Raw genomic sequence first — 15,724 nt, forward strand, 5'->3', positions numbered from 1 at the left:
TCTCATTAGAGCCATTTAGGGCCATGTTTTTTCTAGTTTCATTTGAACAGTCACATTCGTCGACCATACTTAAAGTTCGTTGTTTCATATGGGGCGAATTATGCAGCCAATACTCTACATTCAAGTCGGTAATGTTCTTTGGGCGGTTTTAAGTGACGGTTCTTGGATCCAAATGTTGCCTAACGAACAATTAGTTCCAGAAGTAGAGGTGGTTGTTCTTAATACTGACATTCTCGATATTGCATTTAATGAAGATTCAACAAGTGAGGATGAATCGAGTTCGAATGATCTTTTAATTGCATCTCAAAACGGTATTGAATCCACTTTTAATCAGAGCGTTCGAGATTTTAGTGAGTCTTCTGGTGGGTTAAGTTTTGTTGCCTATATTCGCGCTGTTTTACCTGAGCAACTCGTTTCTAATGGCTATGTTACTAGGCCAGCAGTGCAAGAAAGAGAGAACCCAACTTCTGAGACTCAGGCTCCTGAGCGGTTGAATCCCGATGCTATATTAACGGTGGATATTCTTGATGGCGGCGATGGATACGAAAACCAGTTTGAAGTTCCTAGTGTCACGATTCAAGGTGACGCACTCAAGATAAGCGATGAGTGGCTTGTTACTATCACCATTACCGACAGCCTCAATAATTCCATTACTGTTACAACGACCGTAGAGAATGAGGCCTATACCCTATCATGCGTTGATCTGTCTTCTCTTGCCGAAGGGCCGCTTACGGTGACTTCTGTGGTTTCTGACATTTATGGCAATAACCTGAACGCTGTCGATACGACCATTAAAGATACACTTGCAACGGTGAACGTCAATTTTGATGGTGGAGGGGATGAGTATTTAAATCAGTACGAAATCGCGACTACTCGCCTCGAAGGGACGATTGAAAACATTGAAGATGGCCAGCGTATCCAAGTTACGGTAACCGACTCGTTAGGAGCGGTCATAAACTTAGAAACGGTGGTGACTGGTGGAAGTTGGTCTCTGGACGACGTTGACCTTTCTGGGTTGTCTGAAGGTACGCTGACAGTTGTTGCTGAGAGTATAGATATAGCGGGCAACCCTGCAACCAGTGAAAACACCATCATTAAAGATACGCTCGCAAGTGTGACGGTGGACGTTGACGATGGCGGAGACGGCTATTTAAGCATTGAAGAGCGCCAATCTGTCACTTTGTCAGGGCAAGTCAGTGATGTTGAAAATGGTCAGACGGTTTCTGTCACGGTTCAAGACAGCTCAGGGGGGATGCTCTCGTTCAATGCCGTTGTCGTTGATGGTATGTGGCAAGTCGAAGGGGTGAACTTATCCACGTTAGCCGATGGGGCGTTAACCGTATCTGCCTCCGTGAATGATGTAGCGGGCAACCAAGCGAAAGCGATGGATGAGGCTACGACCATAGATGCCACAGCTCCCACCATTGATATCGATACGGATTTTTATATTAGCGGTGGTCTTGCCATTGATAATTTCCGTGAGGGTATAGTCACGGAAATGAGAGGGACAACCAGTGGTGTAGAGCAAGGTCTGGCAGTGACGATTCGGGTAAGTGACGGAGACAGCACGCTGAATTTTATTGGCCTTGTTGATGCATCAGGTTCGTGGACAGTAACCGGAATTGACGTAAACACTCTCAATCTAAACAACACGTGGACCATTGAAGCAGAAGTGTTGGATGCCGCCGGCAACCACGCGGTCGATACCATGCCGACAATAGTGCTACCCGGTTCAACGGTATTTTCTGAAAATATCGTTGGATTTTTTGGTGAGCAAAGCAGCTCGGCAGCCATCAACATAGAAAATGGTGTGCCAGCACTGCATGCAGAGCAGCCAAGTTTGAGCGCGCTTACATCGGTCGGTCAATCTATTAACGTTGTTGTTGCAGAAGATGGGTTGAGCTTACAAGGAACATCGACTGACGACCGATTAGTTTTCTCAGCAGAAGTCAATGATGATGGTACGGTTCAAATTACTTTTTATGAAGCGATTGATCATGGTGTAGGTCAAGATGAGCTGGTGACTAACGTATTGGTTGAAAGCACTCAAAGTGATGCTGACGGTACACAAGAGGCTGTTGTGGCTCCCCTAGAAATCGTCATCAGTGATGCCGACCCAGTGATCGCAAATGAGTCATATAGTGTAACCGAAGGCCAAGTCATTTCTGGCAATGTACTGGAGAATGACATTGATATTGATGGTGACTTGTACATTCGATATGTCAGAGCTGGAGGAGAGATCCAGTCTGTCCCTGATGGTGGCTCAGTAAGTTTTAGTCTAGAGAAGGGTGAATTAACCGTATTTTCAGATGGCTCTTGGCAGTTGAATGCCAGTCGCAACTTAGATCACACGGTTGAGCAAAGTATCGTATTTGATTATCTCGCAGCCGATGATTCAAAAGATTACGGTGTAGCAACCGCGACCATCGACATTATAGATGGCCAAGCGGGTTATGTAGGCAGTGCTACTATAAACGCAGAAGAAGTACCTCTGGGAGCGGCATTATTAACCACCGAAGGCAGTGTTAATGTGATTGCTGGCTCTGATAACCCTGATCCGACTAGTTTGTATTTTGGTGGGGCATCCATTACTAAGTTAGAGGCATTAGGGCTTACAAGCTCAGTCTCTGATAATGAGCTTAGCTACACGTTAAGTCCCAGTGGAAAGCAAATCACAGCATTTGCCAATGGTGTCACTGTATTTACGTTAACATTGAGTGGCATTGAGTCGGGTAACGATGTACTAGCTTCAATCTCGCTTACTCTTGATCATCCTATCGATCAATTCAACAGTAGTGATACGGTCACTTTCCCGCTGACCATTGGAGGGACAGATCTAGACTCCACACCGCTTGTAGAGAATGAAATTGATTTCGTGTTGAAAGATGGTGTTGATCCTACGTTGAGCAACTTGACTGTTGTTGCAATGGAGGAGATTAATCTAGAAAGTGGGGCAATCTTTAAGACTGGGAGCCTTCAACTCGATATCGGGAGTGATTATGTTGACTCTCTTCGATTTAGCGAATTAAACCAGCCCACATTAGTGAGTAGTGAAAGTGAGTTGCTTTACCGTCTGTCTGATGACGGTACGACAATTACTGGCTATATCTTAGAAGGTGGGGTGGAAGTAAATATTTTTCAATCGAAACTATTATCCACATTACCTTTAGAGTCGAGTAGTGAAATAGAGTATTCCTTTGAATTATATCGCTCTTTCGATCTGTCAAAAGATCAAATCCTGGATATACCATTGTTAGTTAATGCAACAGATTCAGACGGTGACACCACCTCCGTAACATTGGATATTACCTTAGAGGCAATTGAAGGTTTGAACGATGATGCCTCTTTAACGGTGGATATTCTTGATGGCGGCGATGGATACGAAAACCAGTTTGAAGTTCCTAGTGTCACGATTCAAGGTGACGCACTCAAGATAAGCGATGAGTGGCTTGTTACTATCACCATTACCGACAGCCTCAATAATTCCATTACTGTTACAACGACCGTAGAGAATGAGGCCTATACCCTATCATGCGTTGATCTGTCTTCTCTTGCCGAAGGGCCGCTTACGGTGACTTCTGTGGTTTCTGACATTTATGGCAATAACCTGAACGCTGTCGATACGACCATTAAAGATACACTTGCAACGGTGAACGTCAATTTTGATGGTGGAGGGGATGAGTATTTAAATCAGTACGAAATCGCGACTACTCGCCTCGAAGGGACGATTGAAAACATTGAAGATGGCCAGCGTATCCAAGTTACGGTAACCGACTCGTTAGGAGCGGTCATAAACTTAGAAACGGTGGTGACTGGTGGAAGTTGGTCTCTGGACGACGTTGACCTTTCTGGGTTGTCTGAAGGTACGCTGACAGTTGTTGCTGAGAGTATAGATATAGCGGGCAACCCTGCAACCAGTGAAAACACCATCATTAAAGATACGCTCGCAAGTGTGACGGTGGACGTTGACGATGGCGGAGACGGCTATTTAAGCATTGAAGAGCGCCAATCTGTCACTTTGTCAGGGCAAGTCAGTGATGTTGAAAATGGTCAGACGGTTTCTGTCACGGTTCAAGACAGCTCAGGGGGGATGCTCTCGTTCAATGCCGTTGTCGTTGATGGTATGTGGCAAGTCGAAGGGGTGAACTTATCCACGTTAGCCGATGGGGCGTTAACCGTATCTGCCTCCGTGAATGATGTAGCGGGCAACCAAGCGAAAGCGATGGATGAGGCTACGACCATAGATGCCACAGCTCCCACCATTGATATCGATACGGATTTTTATATTAGCGGTGGTCTTGCCATTGATAATTTCCGTGAGGGTATAGTCACGGAAATGAGAGGGACAACCAGTGGTGTAGAGCAAGGTCTGGCAGTGACGATTCGGGTAAGTGACGGAGACAGCACGCTGAATTTTATTGGCCTTGTTGATGCATCAGGTTCGTGGACAGTAACCGGAATTGACGTAAACACTCTCAATCTAAACAACACGTGGACCATTGAAGCAGAAGTGTTGGATGCCGCCGGCAACCACGCGGTCGATACCATGCCGACAATAGTGCTACCCGGTTCAACGGTATTTTCTGAAAATATCGTTGGATTTTTTGGTGAGCAAAGCAGCTCGGCAGCCATCAACATAGAAAATGGTGTGCCAGCACTGCATGCAGAGCAGCCAAGTTTGAGCGCGCTTACATCGGTCGGTCAATCTATTAACGTTGTTGTTGCAGAAGATGGGTTGAGCTTACAAGGAACATCGACTGACGACCGATTAGTTTTCTCAGCAGAAGTCAATGATGATGGTACGGTTCAAATTACTTTTTATGAAGCGATTGATCATGGTGTAGGTCAAGATGAGCTGGTGACTAACGTATTGGTTGAAAGCACTCAAAGTGATGCTGATGGTACACAAGAGACGGTTGTGGCACCGTTAACGATTACTATTTATGACTCTGATTCGGTGATTAGAGATGACACATACTCAGTCGTAGAAGATCAAACAATTACGGGCAATCTACTTGAAAATGATATTGATCTTGATGGAACACTTTATGTGAAATTTGTAGAGGCTGGCGGGGAGCAGAAGTCAATTCTAGAGGGGGGATCCGTAAGTTTTAGTTTAGAAAAAGGCGAATTAACCGTATTTTCTGATGGCTCTTGGCAGTTTGATGCAGGTCGAAACCTAGATCATTCGGTCGAGCAAAGTGTTTCTTTCAGCTATTTAGCTGCAGATGACTCCCAAGACTATGGCTTGGCTAACGCGACCATTGACATTACTGATGGACAAGCAGGTTACGTAGGCAATGCGACTATAGACGTAACAGAAGTCCCTTTGGATGCCCCGATATTGAACTTTGAAGGAACTGTCAATATTGTCGCGGGATCTGACAACCCTGATCCGAGTAGTTTGTATTTCGGTGGGTCATCTATTACTAAGTTAGAAGCATTAGGGCTTACAAGCTCAGTCTCTGATAATGAGCTTAGCTACACGTTAAGTTCCAGTGGAAAGCAAATTACAGCATTTGCGAATGGTGTCACTGTATTTACGTTAACGTTGAGTAGCGTTGAGTCGGGTAACGATGTATTAGCTTCAATTTCGCTTACTCTTGAGCACCCTATCGATCAATTCAATAGCAGTGATACGGTCACTTTCCCGTTGACCATTGGTGGCGTAGATTTAGATGCCACACCGCTTGTAGAGAATGAAATTGACTATGTTCTAAAGGATGGCGCAGACCCAACTTTAAATAATTTGAATGGGGTAGAAGTAAAAGAATCTGATCTCGCAAATGGAAGTGTGTTGAGCTCAGGGAATTTTCAAGTTGAGGTTGGCAGTGATTACCTCGAATCTTTGTCGTTCATCGTCTCTGAACAACCCTTGTTGACGAGTGGTGAACAAGTTGTGCTTTATCAAGTCTCTGCGGATGGCAAAACACTTGATGGTTATATTCTTGACGAAGATGGGCAAACTCAGATTCCCATCTTTCAAGCTACCCTCAGTGCTTCATTACCTATTGATGCAAATAGCGACATTACCTACTCCTTTGAGCTTTTTCAGGCTCTCGATCAACAAGAAAATACTGATCCAAACGTACCTCTCGTTGTTACTGCAATGGACTCAGACCAAGATAACACGTCGGTCGTTTTAGACATTAATGTGATAGATAACGACAATGGACAAGCGCTAATCAATAGTGGCAATGTCGAGTTGACCGAAACACCTGTCGATACAAACATTGCTCCTGATGGGGTTTCAGCCATAGCGAATACGGATGTGATAGTTACGTCATCATTCGATCCGATTGTGTATCTGGGTGTTGACATAAATGATGGAGATACTGTCAAAACTACGCTTGGTGATGCTGTTACTTATAACGGAGAGGCTGTCACTTGGTACGATAACAATGATGGAAGCTTTGACGCAATTTCAGACACTGGAGACGTTGTATTTAGGGTCACGTTACCTAGTGACTTCTCTTTGCCATCAAATGATACGTCTACCGTTAATGTAACTGTAGAGCTTTATCACTCGCTTGACCATGTTTTAGGTGATGGGACGCAATTGTCGATCTCTATGCCCATCGTGGCGAGAGATTCTGATGGAAGCGAGATCTCTACGGAGTCCAACATACTGGTCTATGATGGCTTGTTTCCGGAACTAGTAATTACAGAGGGAATCACAGTCAATGAAAGCGGGTTGAATGATGATTCGGTTGATTCTGGCATCGAGGGCTCGTCACCATCCATTACGCTATTACAAGGTTCAGACTCTATCGCCAGTGTGAGCGTGAATATCGATATGTTCAATGCGCTCGGCTATAAAACAAGTAGTGGTAGCCTGGTTTCGCTTGATTCACCGGACTCGAATGGTTGGTTATATGCAAGAGATGAAAGCGAGCAAGACGTCTTTAGAATTAGATTTAATACCGATGGGACTGTCGAGTTTGATCTATACCGTGCACTTGAACACGATGAACCTGACGGTGTTCCAGCGGACGAGAACACATTAGAACTCAGTTTTTCAATTTATGCCGTTGATAAGGATGGCGACCAGTCTGAAGCTGAGACATATACCGTTAGTGTAGTAGATGATATCCCTGAAGACACAAGCTCACCAATAGAAATTGAACTTACCGAGGGGGATGAGTTTTCGGGAAACTGGTTTAGCAATAATGCCGACTTAATCAGTTCAGATGGCACGTTGATATCAAGTTTGACCTATGCAGGTGAAACATACGATACGGCGAGTTCGGTATTTAGCAATGATGCTTGGACCATCGATTTAATCAATAGTAGTGATGGTAACTTAAAATATGGAACGCTGACTATTGCTCAAGATGGGACATTTACGCTAACTACCGAGCTTATTGTTAATACGCCTGTAGGTGGTTTGCTTGATGATCTAACGATAACTGTGACGGATGCAGACGGTGACCAAGCAAGCAGTGAAGCTCAATTAATTCTTGATGATGCTAGGGGCTTTATTCGAACCGTTAATGTAGATACGTTAGAAGATAATGGCGCGAATAATAGTGGAGACCCCACGCCAGTCGCGTTACCGATTAGAGTTTCTCCTGGGGATACGGAGAATAATGAGCGTGTTGAAGCGATAAGGATCTCTGTTGAATCTCTACAAGGAGGGGCTCTGTTTTTAGACGGAGCGCGCCTTGAAGATGATGATAATGACGGATTTATTAGTCTTTCTGGTACAGAGCTAATGGGGGTGGGTATATTCACTGTTCCAAATGGTGATCTCACTTACCAACCAGCACTAAACCTGTCGGGCAACACTATCAAAGTTTCGTTAGCAGTGTCTGCATTAATCGTATCTGATGTCGAACCAGATGGTTTTGTATTACAAGGCAATAATACGTTAAATGTTAACGTTTTACCGGTTGCAGATTTGCCAGAGTGGTCTAATGATTCGGACTTTTCTTATCAAAGTGTTGAAGATTCCGCTGAATCACTTTCACTCAATATTGTCGCTGAAAAGTTTGACCAAGACGGTTCTGAAACGCTCCACTACCAAATTTCGAATATTCCAGATGGACTTATATTAACACTTAACGGAAGTGCTATTGAGGAAGGGAAAGCGTATAGCCAATCCGAGTTAGATCAAATTGAAATCACATCTAACGAAAACTTGGCCGGAAGATTTACTTTTGATGTAACGGCAGTAACGACTGAGTCGGGTAGTGTGTTTGCCGATGAGCAAGATAAAACAGCGTGGATCACTGAGCAAGTTGTTATCGATATATCTCCAGATGCCGATGTGCCTACGCTGACCGTTAAAAACATTCAGGGGCTTGAAGACCAAGCGATTGACTTAAAAGAGTACATCCTAGGGCGGCTCACTGACACAGATGGCTCGGAGTCTCTGTCTTATCGCATAGAAGTTCAAGATGGTTGGACATTGCCTGTCGGAGCTGGGATTACGCTTATCGGTATTAATACCTACCTAGTGACCTCCAATGCTCTAGCCAATTCGGAGGCGTTACTTCAACCAAAATCGGATATCAGCTCATTTACTGAATCTCTATCCCTTCAAGTAACCGCCATTTCAACAGAGTCGACTATTGATGGCTTAGCACCTATTAATGAAACCGCCGAGAGCCAATCTGCAACCATTGACATTAAGCTAAAAGGCGTGGTCGATGAACCAATTGTCCTAGATGGTGGACAGGGGAATTGGCAATATGATCAAGCGACTAAAGTAATTAGTAATCTCTCTACGTTAGACGAAGATAACCTGATACAACTGGATTTTATCATCCAGACATCAGACGACGATCTATCAGAAGAAATTAATATTTTGCTTCAGAACATCCCTTTGGGAACACAACTGACAGATGTAAATGGTGACCCTATTGTTCTTCCAATTGCTTACGTGGACCCAATAACGGGGCCAGTTTATCAGGTCTCGAATGCTGTTCTTGAAAACACTTACCTCAAAACAGAGCAAGATTTTAGTGGAACACTGAGCATGGATGTTATCGTCGTTTCAACTGAGCCGGATGGTGATTCTGCTGAAACCCCTCTTAAAGTGGAAATGGAAATCTCACCTATTGTTGATCAAACTGACGGTCAAGAATTACAAAGCAATGGTATTGAGGACAATTTCATCACACTAAATCTTGAGCCTGTCGTTAATCAAGATATAGATTCTAGTGAGTCCTTGACAGGATACACCATTGTATCCATTCCAGATGGCTTAACGCTTTACTTTGATGGTAATGCAGTAGAGGAAAGTAACTTACCGTTAGAACTCAATGAACTACTTGATGGTAGCTCGGCAACATTATCTGAGTTGTTAAACAGTGGACGAATCACTGTAAAAGCTAATGAAGACCTAAGTGGGACATTTAGCCTGGAAGTTCAGTACGAAGTGACAGACACGTCTCCGACGATGGAGACTGATGTAAAGGCAATCAATGGCTCTTTGAGCGTCGTGGTTTCTGGCAAAGTGGATATTGGTAATGAAGATATTGACAAAACACGTTTAGAAGGCGCGACTGAAGTATTCACAAGTACGGATGGGTCTGCTGTCGACGTGAGTGGAGGCATTACATTTACAGAAGCGGATATTGATGGTTCAGAGTATCTCGATTACATCGTTTTACAGATACCGCAGGGTCAAGACCTCATTGTTACTCATCCGAATGGTGCTTCTCAAGATGCCGATGGGAACTGGCTGATTCCAATGGAAGGAATCACAAGTGATAGCGTGTTGGAAACCGCTCAAGATTTGCTTGCTAGCGCATCGATTTATAGCCCATCTAATACAGAGATACTTGATGTGAATGTGTTAGCGTATGTTCGAGATGGAACGGATGCTCAATACATCACAGGTCAGTTCCAAATTCAAATTACTGGCCATGAAGGAGATGGAGACCAGTGTGCTGATCCTGGTGAACCAGGAAGCGTTCAAAGTGGGGATATTGTAGGTAAAGAAGGTGAAGATGTCTCAATTGGGGCGTTTTTAAACCCTGATGTAGCGAGTAGTGATGGTAACTTAGTTTCCTTCTTTGTCGCCGCAGATTCTTTACCTGAAGGAGTCGAGCTTACTGGCGAAGGTGTGATACCTGCTTATGATAATGCGGGCAATCTGTTGGGTTATTCAATTTCTAGCGCTGGATTGTCTTCTTTGACGCTTACTGGCGTGGATGAGGACTTTGCTGGTTGCATTACTTTCAATTTAGAAGTGACAGAAACGGCCCCATGCGATGGTGACTCGAAAACAACCTCTCAGACCATTACGGTACAAATCTCTCCTGTTGTCGATGATATCGCGATAGCACCAAGCCAAGTTACGGTTCAAGAAGATACTATAACCAACCTGAATCTTGCTCTTGTATTGGGCGATAGTGAAGGGCCAATGCAGTCCATTATTGGAGAAGGTGACGCAGCGACTGGCCTTGAAAGTGTCAATTGGGTTTCTTTATCGGTGTCTGACGAGAATGCGCGGTTTACTGCCGTGGACCCGAGCCTACTCATTGACAACGGTGATGGAACATGGGTAGTGACAGATGTTACGCGTCTAAACGAAATTCAGTTAATCCCACCTGAAAACTACAGTGGAGAGCTTGTTATTTCCGTTGACGCAAACATTACTGATGAAGTCACGGGAAGTTGTTTAAGTACTGACAGTGCGAAAGATACTCAAACTAAATCAACAGAAGTTACCGTTACCATTGCCCCAGTGGTTGATAAAGCGGTTCTGGAAACAGAAGACGTAGTTGGTAATGAAGATAATTATATTTATTTAGGAAACTTATCTGCATCATTAATCGATCAAGATGGTTCTGAGTCGATGTCTTTGGTCATGACAGGAGTGCCAGACGGAGCCGTGTTGGTTTGGGACAATAATGGGACGTTCGAATTACTCCCTGATAACGGTTCAACGGATGGTGAGAGCAAGGAGTGGCAGCTAACTCAAGCACAACTTGATAAGGTTTACTTTCTACCGCCACTAGATTTTAGTGGGGATATTTCATTAACACTGCAAGCTATTACCCAAGAGTCTGGATCAAACGACTATAACTATACCACTTCTCAGTTCAACGTCGGCGTAAAACCGATTGGCGATGATGTATCGTTGAATACAACCTCTAACACGTTCACTGGAGATGAAGGTGATTCCATTTCGATTGACTTTTTAGCGAGCGGTTTTGAAACAAATAGCAACGAATATATAGAAGTGTCGATGTTGATCAAAGCAAGCTCTGAACCCTCTGCATTGGAAGGCTTAGGTAGGATTCGTATTGGAACTCAATTCTCATCCTTTACCTTCGATGACGCGGGCAATGCCGTGGCGACGGTATTAGTGCGAGCAAATGAAGTGTCAGGTTTGGAGTTCATTCCGAAGGATGCATTTGGAACGATGGATGTTGCTCTCAATGTTAGAACGTTTGATCAAGCGATAGTGTCAGAGACACTCGAAACCGATTTTGGAGATGTGCAAACTACCGATCTAACCATTGTTGTTACCCCTGAAGCTGATGAGCCAACACTAACGGCCGATTATCAGTCTATTGTGTCTGAAGCGTCTGGGAGTATTCCTTTGGGGTTGAGCATGAATTTAGTCAATCCTGCACCCGAAGAGTTTGGAAGTGTGGAGATTCGCGGATTACCAACAGATCTAGAGTTGAGTCATGGTGAAAGATTGAACGGCATTTATACTGTTGATCAAGAGGATGTCGCTGATCTTTCCATCGTTGGCGGGTTTAGCGGTGCAAGTGATTTTACGTTGTCGATAAAACCGATTGCAACACTGGGTGCTACAGTCGCAGAAGGTGCTGCTCAGACAGTCAATGTTACCTTAGTGGAAGAAGGGGGCCAAACATTACTTGCGACAGATGCTAATGATTTGCTTATTGGAGGAAGTGGCAGCGATGTATTCCAGTTTGACAGTTCAGGGCTCGGTAACGAGTTAAAGCCCTCGTACGATGTGATCAACGACTTCCAAATATCCGTTATTGGTGATGATAATGACACAATTGATATCGCCTCGATAATCACCGCTACCTCGATAACAGAAGTCGATAATAAGCTCGATTTAACAGAGAATGATGATGGCGTAACGCTTCACATAAAACCAGAAGAGACGGGGACAAAACAACAGATTCTTATGCAGGGCGTCACTCTCGATCAGCTTTACAAAGGTGACTCGACTGGCGTAGCCGAAGAAAATGTCTTACAGAAGATGATTGATGACAACAACTTGCTAGTAGGTGGTATGTCATGAAGCATCACTCATCCTCATCAAGTGAGCTGACTAACGATCCTTGGGGGCATTCGTTAACTTGGTTGATGCGTTATTTTGAGGTTAGACACCATACAAAAAAGGTGCTTTCTGGATTACCTCTTGTTGAGGGTAGATTGGATGTTGACTTATTCATCAGAGCCGCTGAGCGAGCCGATCTTGAACTCACATTAATCGATTTAAAATCCACCGCAATGTTGAGCTTTCCATTGGTGGTAATCAATAGGAAGACGTTACAACCCGCTATTATATCTGAGCGACATAACAGCGATTATCAAGTCACGTTATTTAGTGAAGATCAAGGTGAAACGCAATACGTCACGAGCGAGGAACTGCATAATCGATTCCAGCCTCAAGCATGGCAAGTTTCTATGCGTCCAGAGCTGGACAAACGGATAAGTTCTATTCAAGCGGATTATAATGAACATTGGCTTTTCGCCGTAGTGAAAGAAATGTCTCCGTGGTATCGAGATCTTTTGATTGCCTCTTTCCTTATCAATACGCTAGCGCTAGTTATTCCGCTTTTCACTATGAACGTTTACGATCGTGTAGTGCCTAATCAAGCTTTCAGTACATTATGGGTTTTGGTCGCTGGTGTCTCCGTCATCATTATTTTTGATTGGCTATTGCGTAAAGCAAGGGGAGTTGTCACTGATACCGCGGGTAAGTACATCGATAACAAGCTTTCTTCGATACTTTTTTCTAAAGTTATGGGGATGAAACTTGAACACCGTCCTGCATCAGTCGGTGCATTCGCTCGACAACTACAAGATTTTGATAGTGTTCGCGATTTTTTTACTTCTGCATCTCTTGTGACCTTAGTTGATCTCCCATTTACGTTGTTATTTTTAGTCTTAATAGGTTGGCTAGGTGGGGCAATGATGTTCATACCTATTGCCGTCATGTTTACCCTGCTGATCCTTGGCTTTGCGGTAAAAGCAAAAATAGAACAATCACATACGGAAAGTGCTGCACTATCCATGAAGCGACAAGCTCACTTGTTTGATTCATTGTCCTCTTTAAAAGAGATTAAGCAAAATAACGCTACGGGAGAAGCACAAAAGCGTTGGGAGCAAACGGTATCCATGCTTTCTGATTGGCAAAATCAATCGCGAAACTATTCGAATATCGTTGCTTACTCCATTCAATCTAGCCAGCAGATAATTACCGTAATGTTACTTGTAACAGGCGTGTACAGAATTTCTGAGGGATTGCTCAGCATGGGGGGGCTCATTGCTATTGTCATGCTTAGCGGTCGTGCTGCAGGGGCGATTAACCAGTTAGCTATGCTGTTACTTCGCTATCAACAGACAAAAACAGCGGTTGAAGGCTTAAATTCTATCATGTCTTTACCTCAGGAGGCGCAACGCAGTCAGGTCATTACGTCTGCCGAATTTACAGGGAATATACGTTTAGAAAACGTGAGCTTCCAATACCCAGATGTTGATATGCCATGTTTGAGAGATATTAATCTTACTATCAAGCAAGGCGAACGCGTTGGCGTTATTGGTAGTGCAGGAGCAGGAAAGTCTACACTCCTTTCTATTATTACCAATCAACTCAGTGCCTTACAGGGTAGCGTTTATTTTGATGACATTGACAGTCAGCTTTGGCCCGCCGAATTGATAAGAGAGAAAACGGGTTGGGTTGGCCAAGATTCGCATCTTATATACGGCAGCATTATGGAAAATATAGTATTAGGACATCATGTTATTGATCAAGAACGTTTACGCCGTGCGATAGAATTATCGGGTTTGAACCAGTACATGAGTCGCCTTCCTCATGGTCTAGAAACGCAAGTCGGAGAAGGAGGGCGTTATTTGTCGGGGGGGCAAAGGCAAGCTGTAGCGATTTCAAGAGCTTTTTATCGAAACCCAGCAGCATTAATTTTAGACGAGCCAACCAGTTCCTTAGACCAGCCAGCTGAGAATGCGTTGTTTAATGCTCTCAAATCGTTGCCGCACTTGACGACGATGATTATTAGCTCTCATAAACATTCCTTATTATCGCTTTGTGATCGAATTGTTGTGCTTGATAAAGGCACAATTTTGAGGGAAGGAGTGCCCCAAGAAATTTTTGCTAAACAACAGTCTAACGCGAAGACGAACAGAGTACGCGCAGTATCAATTGTACGCGAAGGAGGTCAATGATGAGCACAGTTCGTTGGAGTAATGCTCATTTAGCAAACCGTTCGAGAACGTTGATTTGGTTGTCTGCCGCGTTAGTGCTGAGTGTGATTATTTGGGCCTCGTGGGCGAGGTTAGACGAAGTGGTTGTCGGCGAAGGAAAAGTTGTTCCTACTTTGTCTGTTCAGACGATTCAGAGCTTAGAGGGAGGCATTCTAAAGGAGTTACTTGTCATGCCTGGTGAAAGCGTCACTAAGGGGCAAACCATCGCCATTCTGGATGATACAAGGTTTAAGTCGACCTATTCGGAGACCTCTGAACAAGTTGAATCTTTGCTCGCCAGAAAGCAGAGGCTTCAAATTGAATTAGAAACGGTAAAAGTGAATAGCCTCCAACTGGATTGGAAACAACAAGTGAGTATCGAGCCTCAGCCATTTGATATTTCGATGACCGGCCACTCTGCCTATCTGAATGCCAAAGCAAACTATCTTGAGCGGTTGAGCCAACTGGAGTCTGAGCTGGAGGAGGCTAAATTGCGAATTGAGCAACAATCGCAAGCTTATCTAGATACCTTGAATACCATTCAAACACTAAAAAGCAGTCTGGTTATTGTCTCGAAAGAGCGAGATATGTTGAGAGAGGTGGTTTCTAGTGGCGCGGTGGCTGAAGTGGAATTATTAAAACTGAATAGAGACGTTATAAAGCTCAAAGGAGACATCGCGAGTTCACAAGCTGCTGCCCAAAAGCAAAGGGCTGTGTATTCTGAATCCATCGCAGATTATCGTGGTACTGCGCTTGCTTTTAGGGCAGAGGCACAAGGGCAGCTCAATGAAGTTGTGACGCAACTAGCGCAGCTCAATGAAAGTCGTCAGGCGATTGCGGATCAGTTGAATCGAACGCAGTTACTTTCTCCGGTCGATGGAACCATCAAAGATGTTTTTGTCAGAACCATCGGAGGTGTGGTTAAGCCGGGTGAGCCTATTTTAGAAATAGTCCCTCGTAATAGCACGTTAATCGTTGAAGCGAGAATTTCTCCTCAGAATATCGCCTTTATAAGGCCTGGCCTGCCGGCAACGGTAAAGTTGTCTGCCTATGACTTTGTCATTTACGGAGGCCTAGAAGGAGAAGTGACCTACGTAAGCGCCGATGCACTTCAAAATGAAGAGGGCAATGCCTACTACCGTGCCAACGTTACTTTCAAGGTTGATGATAAGTTTACGATCATCCCGGGAATGCAGGTTGTGGTAGACATTCTTACAGGAGAAAAAACAGTACTGAATTATTGGTTAAAACCTATATTACGTGCGAAAGAGAATTCGCTCAGAGAAAGATAGACATA

General features: G+C 44.1%; 3 protein-coding genes. All 3 read left to right on the forward strand.

Going from position 1 to position 15,724, the window contains the following annotated elements; all coding sequences use genetic code 11:
- The first annotated feature begins 100 nt into the window (after positions 1 to 100).
- Genes R7P80_RS06030 through R7P80_RS06040 form a run of 3 tightly spaced genes read left to right on the forward strand, consistent with a single transcriptional unit; the run spans position 101 to position 15,719 of the window.
- Positions 101 to 12,241: an Ig-like domain-containing protein gene (locus R7P80_RS06030; RefSeq protein WP_318096698.1), complete on the forward strand. Its 12,141-nt coding sequence runs from the start codon at positions 101 to 103 to the stop codon at positions 12,239 to 12,241.
- Positions 12,238 to 14,409, forward strand: a complete 2,172-nt coding sequence (locus R7P80_RS06035) for a type I secretion system permease/ATPase (protein ID WP_225491418.1) — start codon at positions 12,238 to 12,240, stop codon at positions 14,407 to 14,409. Before R7P80_RS06030 ends, R7P80_RS06035 begins: the two co-directional genes overlap by 4 nt.
- Positions 14,406 to 15,719 (forward strand): HlyD family type I secretion periplasmic adaptor subunit, encoded by a 1,314-nt coding sequence (locus tag R7P80_RS06040; RefSeq protein ID WP_021033865.1) that lies wholly within the window; start codon positions 14,406 to 14,408, stop codon positions 15,717 to 15,719. Before R7P80_RS06035 ends, R7P80_RS06040 begins: the two co-directional genes overlap by 4 nt.
- Positions 15,720 to 15,724 lie beyond the last annotated feature (5 nt).

The organism is Vibrio sp. 2092 (assembly GCF_033339635.1).
In the GTDB taxonomy this organism is placed as follows: domain Bacteria; phylum Pseudomonadota; class Gammaproteobacteria; order Enterobacterales; family Vibrionaceae; genus Vibrio; species Vibrio alginolyticus.

What these genes read in the sequence shown, in the direction of transcription:
- R7P80_RS06030 (WP_318096698.1), top strand. Translation starts at nt 101, where the DNA reads ATGCAGCCAATACTCTACATTCAAGTCGGTAATGTTCTTTGGGCGGTT.
- R7P80_RS06035 (WP_225491418.1), top strand. Translation starts at nt 12,238, where the DNA reads ATGAAGCATCACTCATCCTCATCAAGTGAGCTGACTAACGATCCTTGG.
- R7P80_RS06040 (WP_021033865.1), top strand. Translation starts at nt 14,406, where the DNA reads ATGATGAGCACAGTTCGTTGGAGTAATGCTCATTTAGCAAACCGTTCG.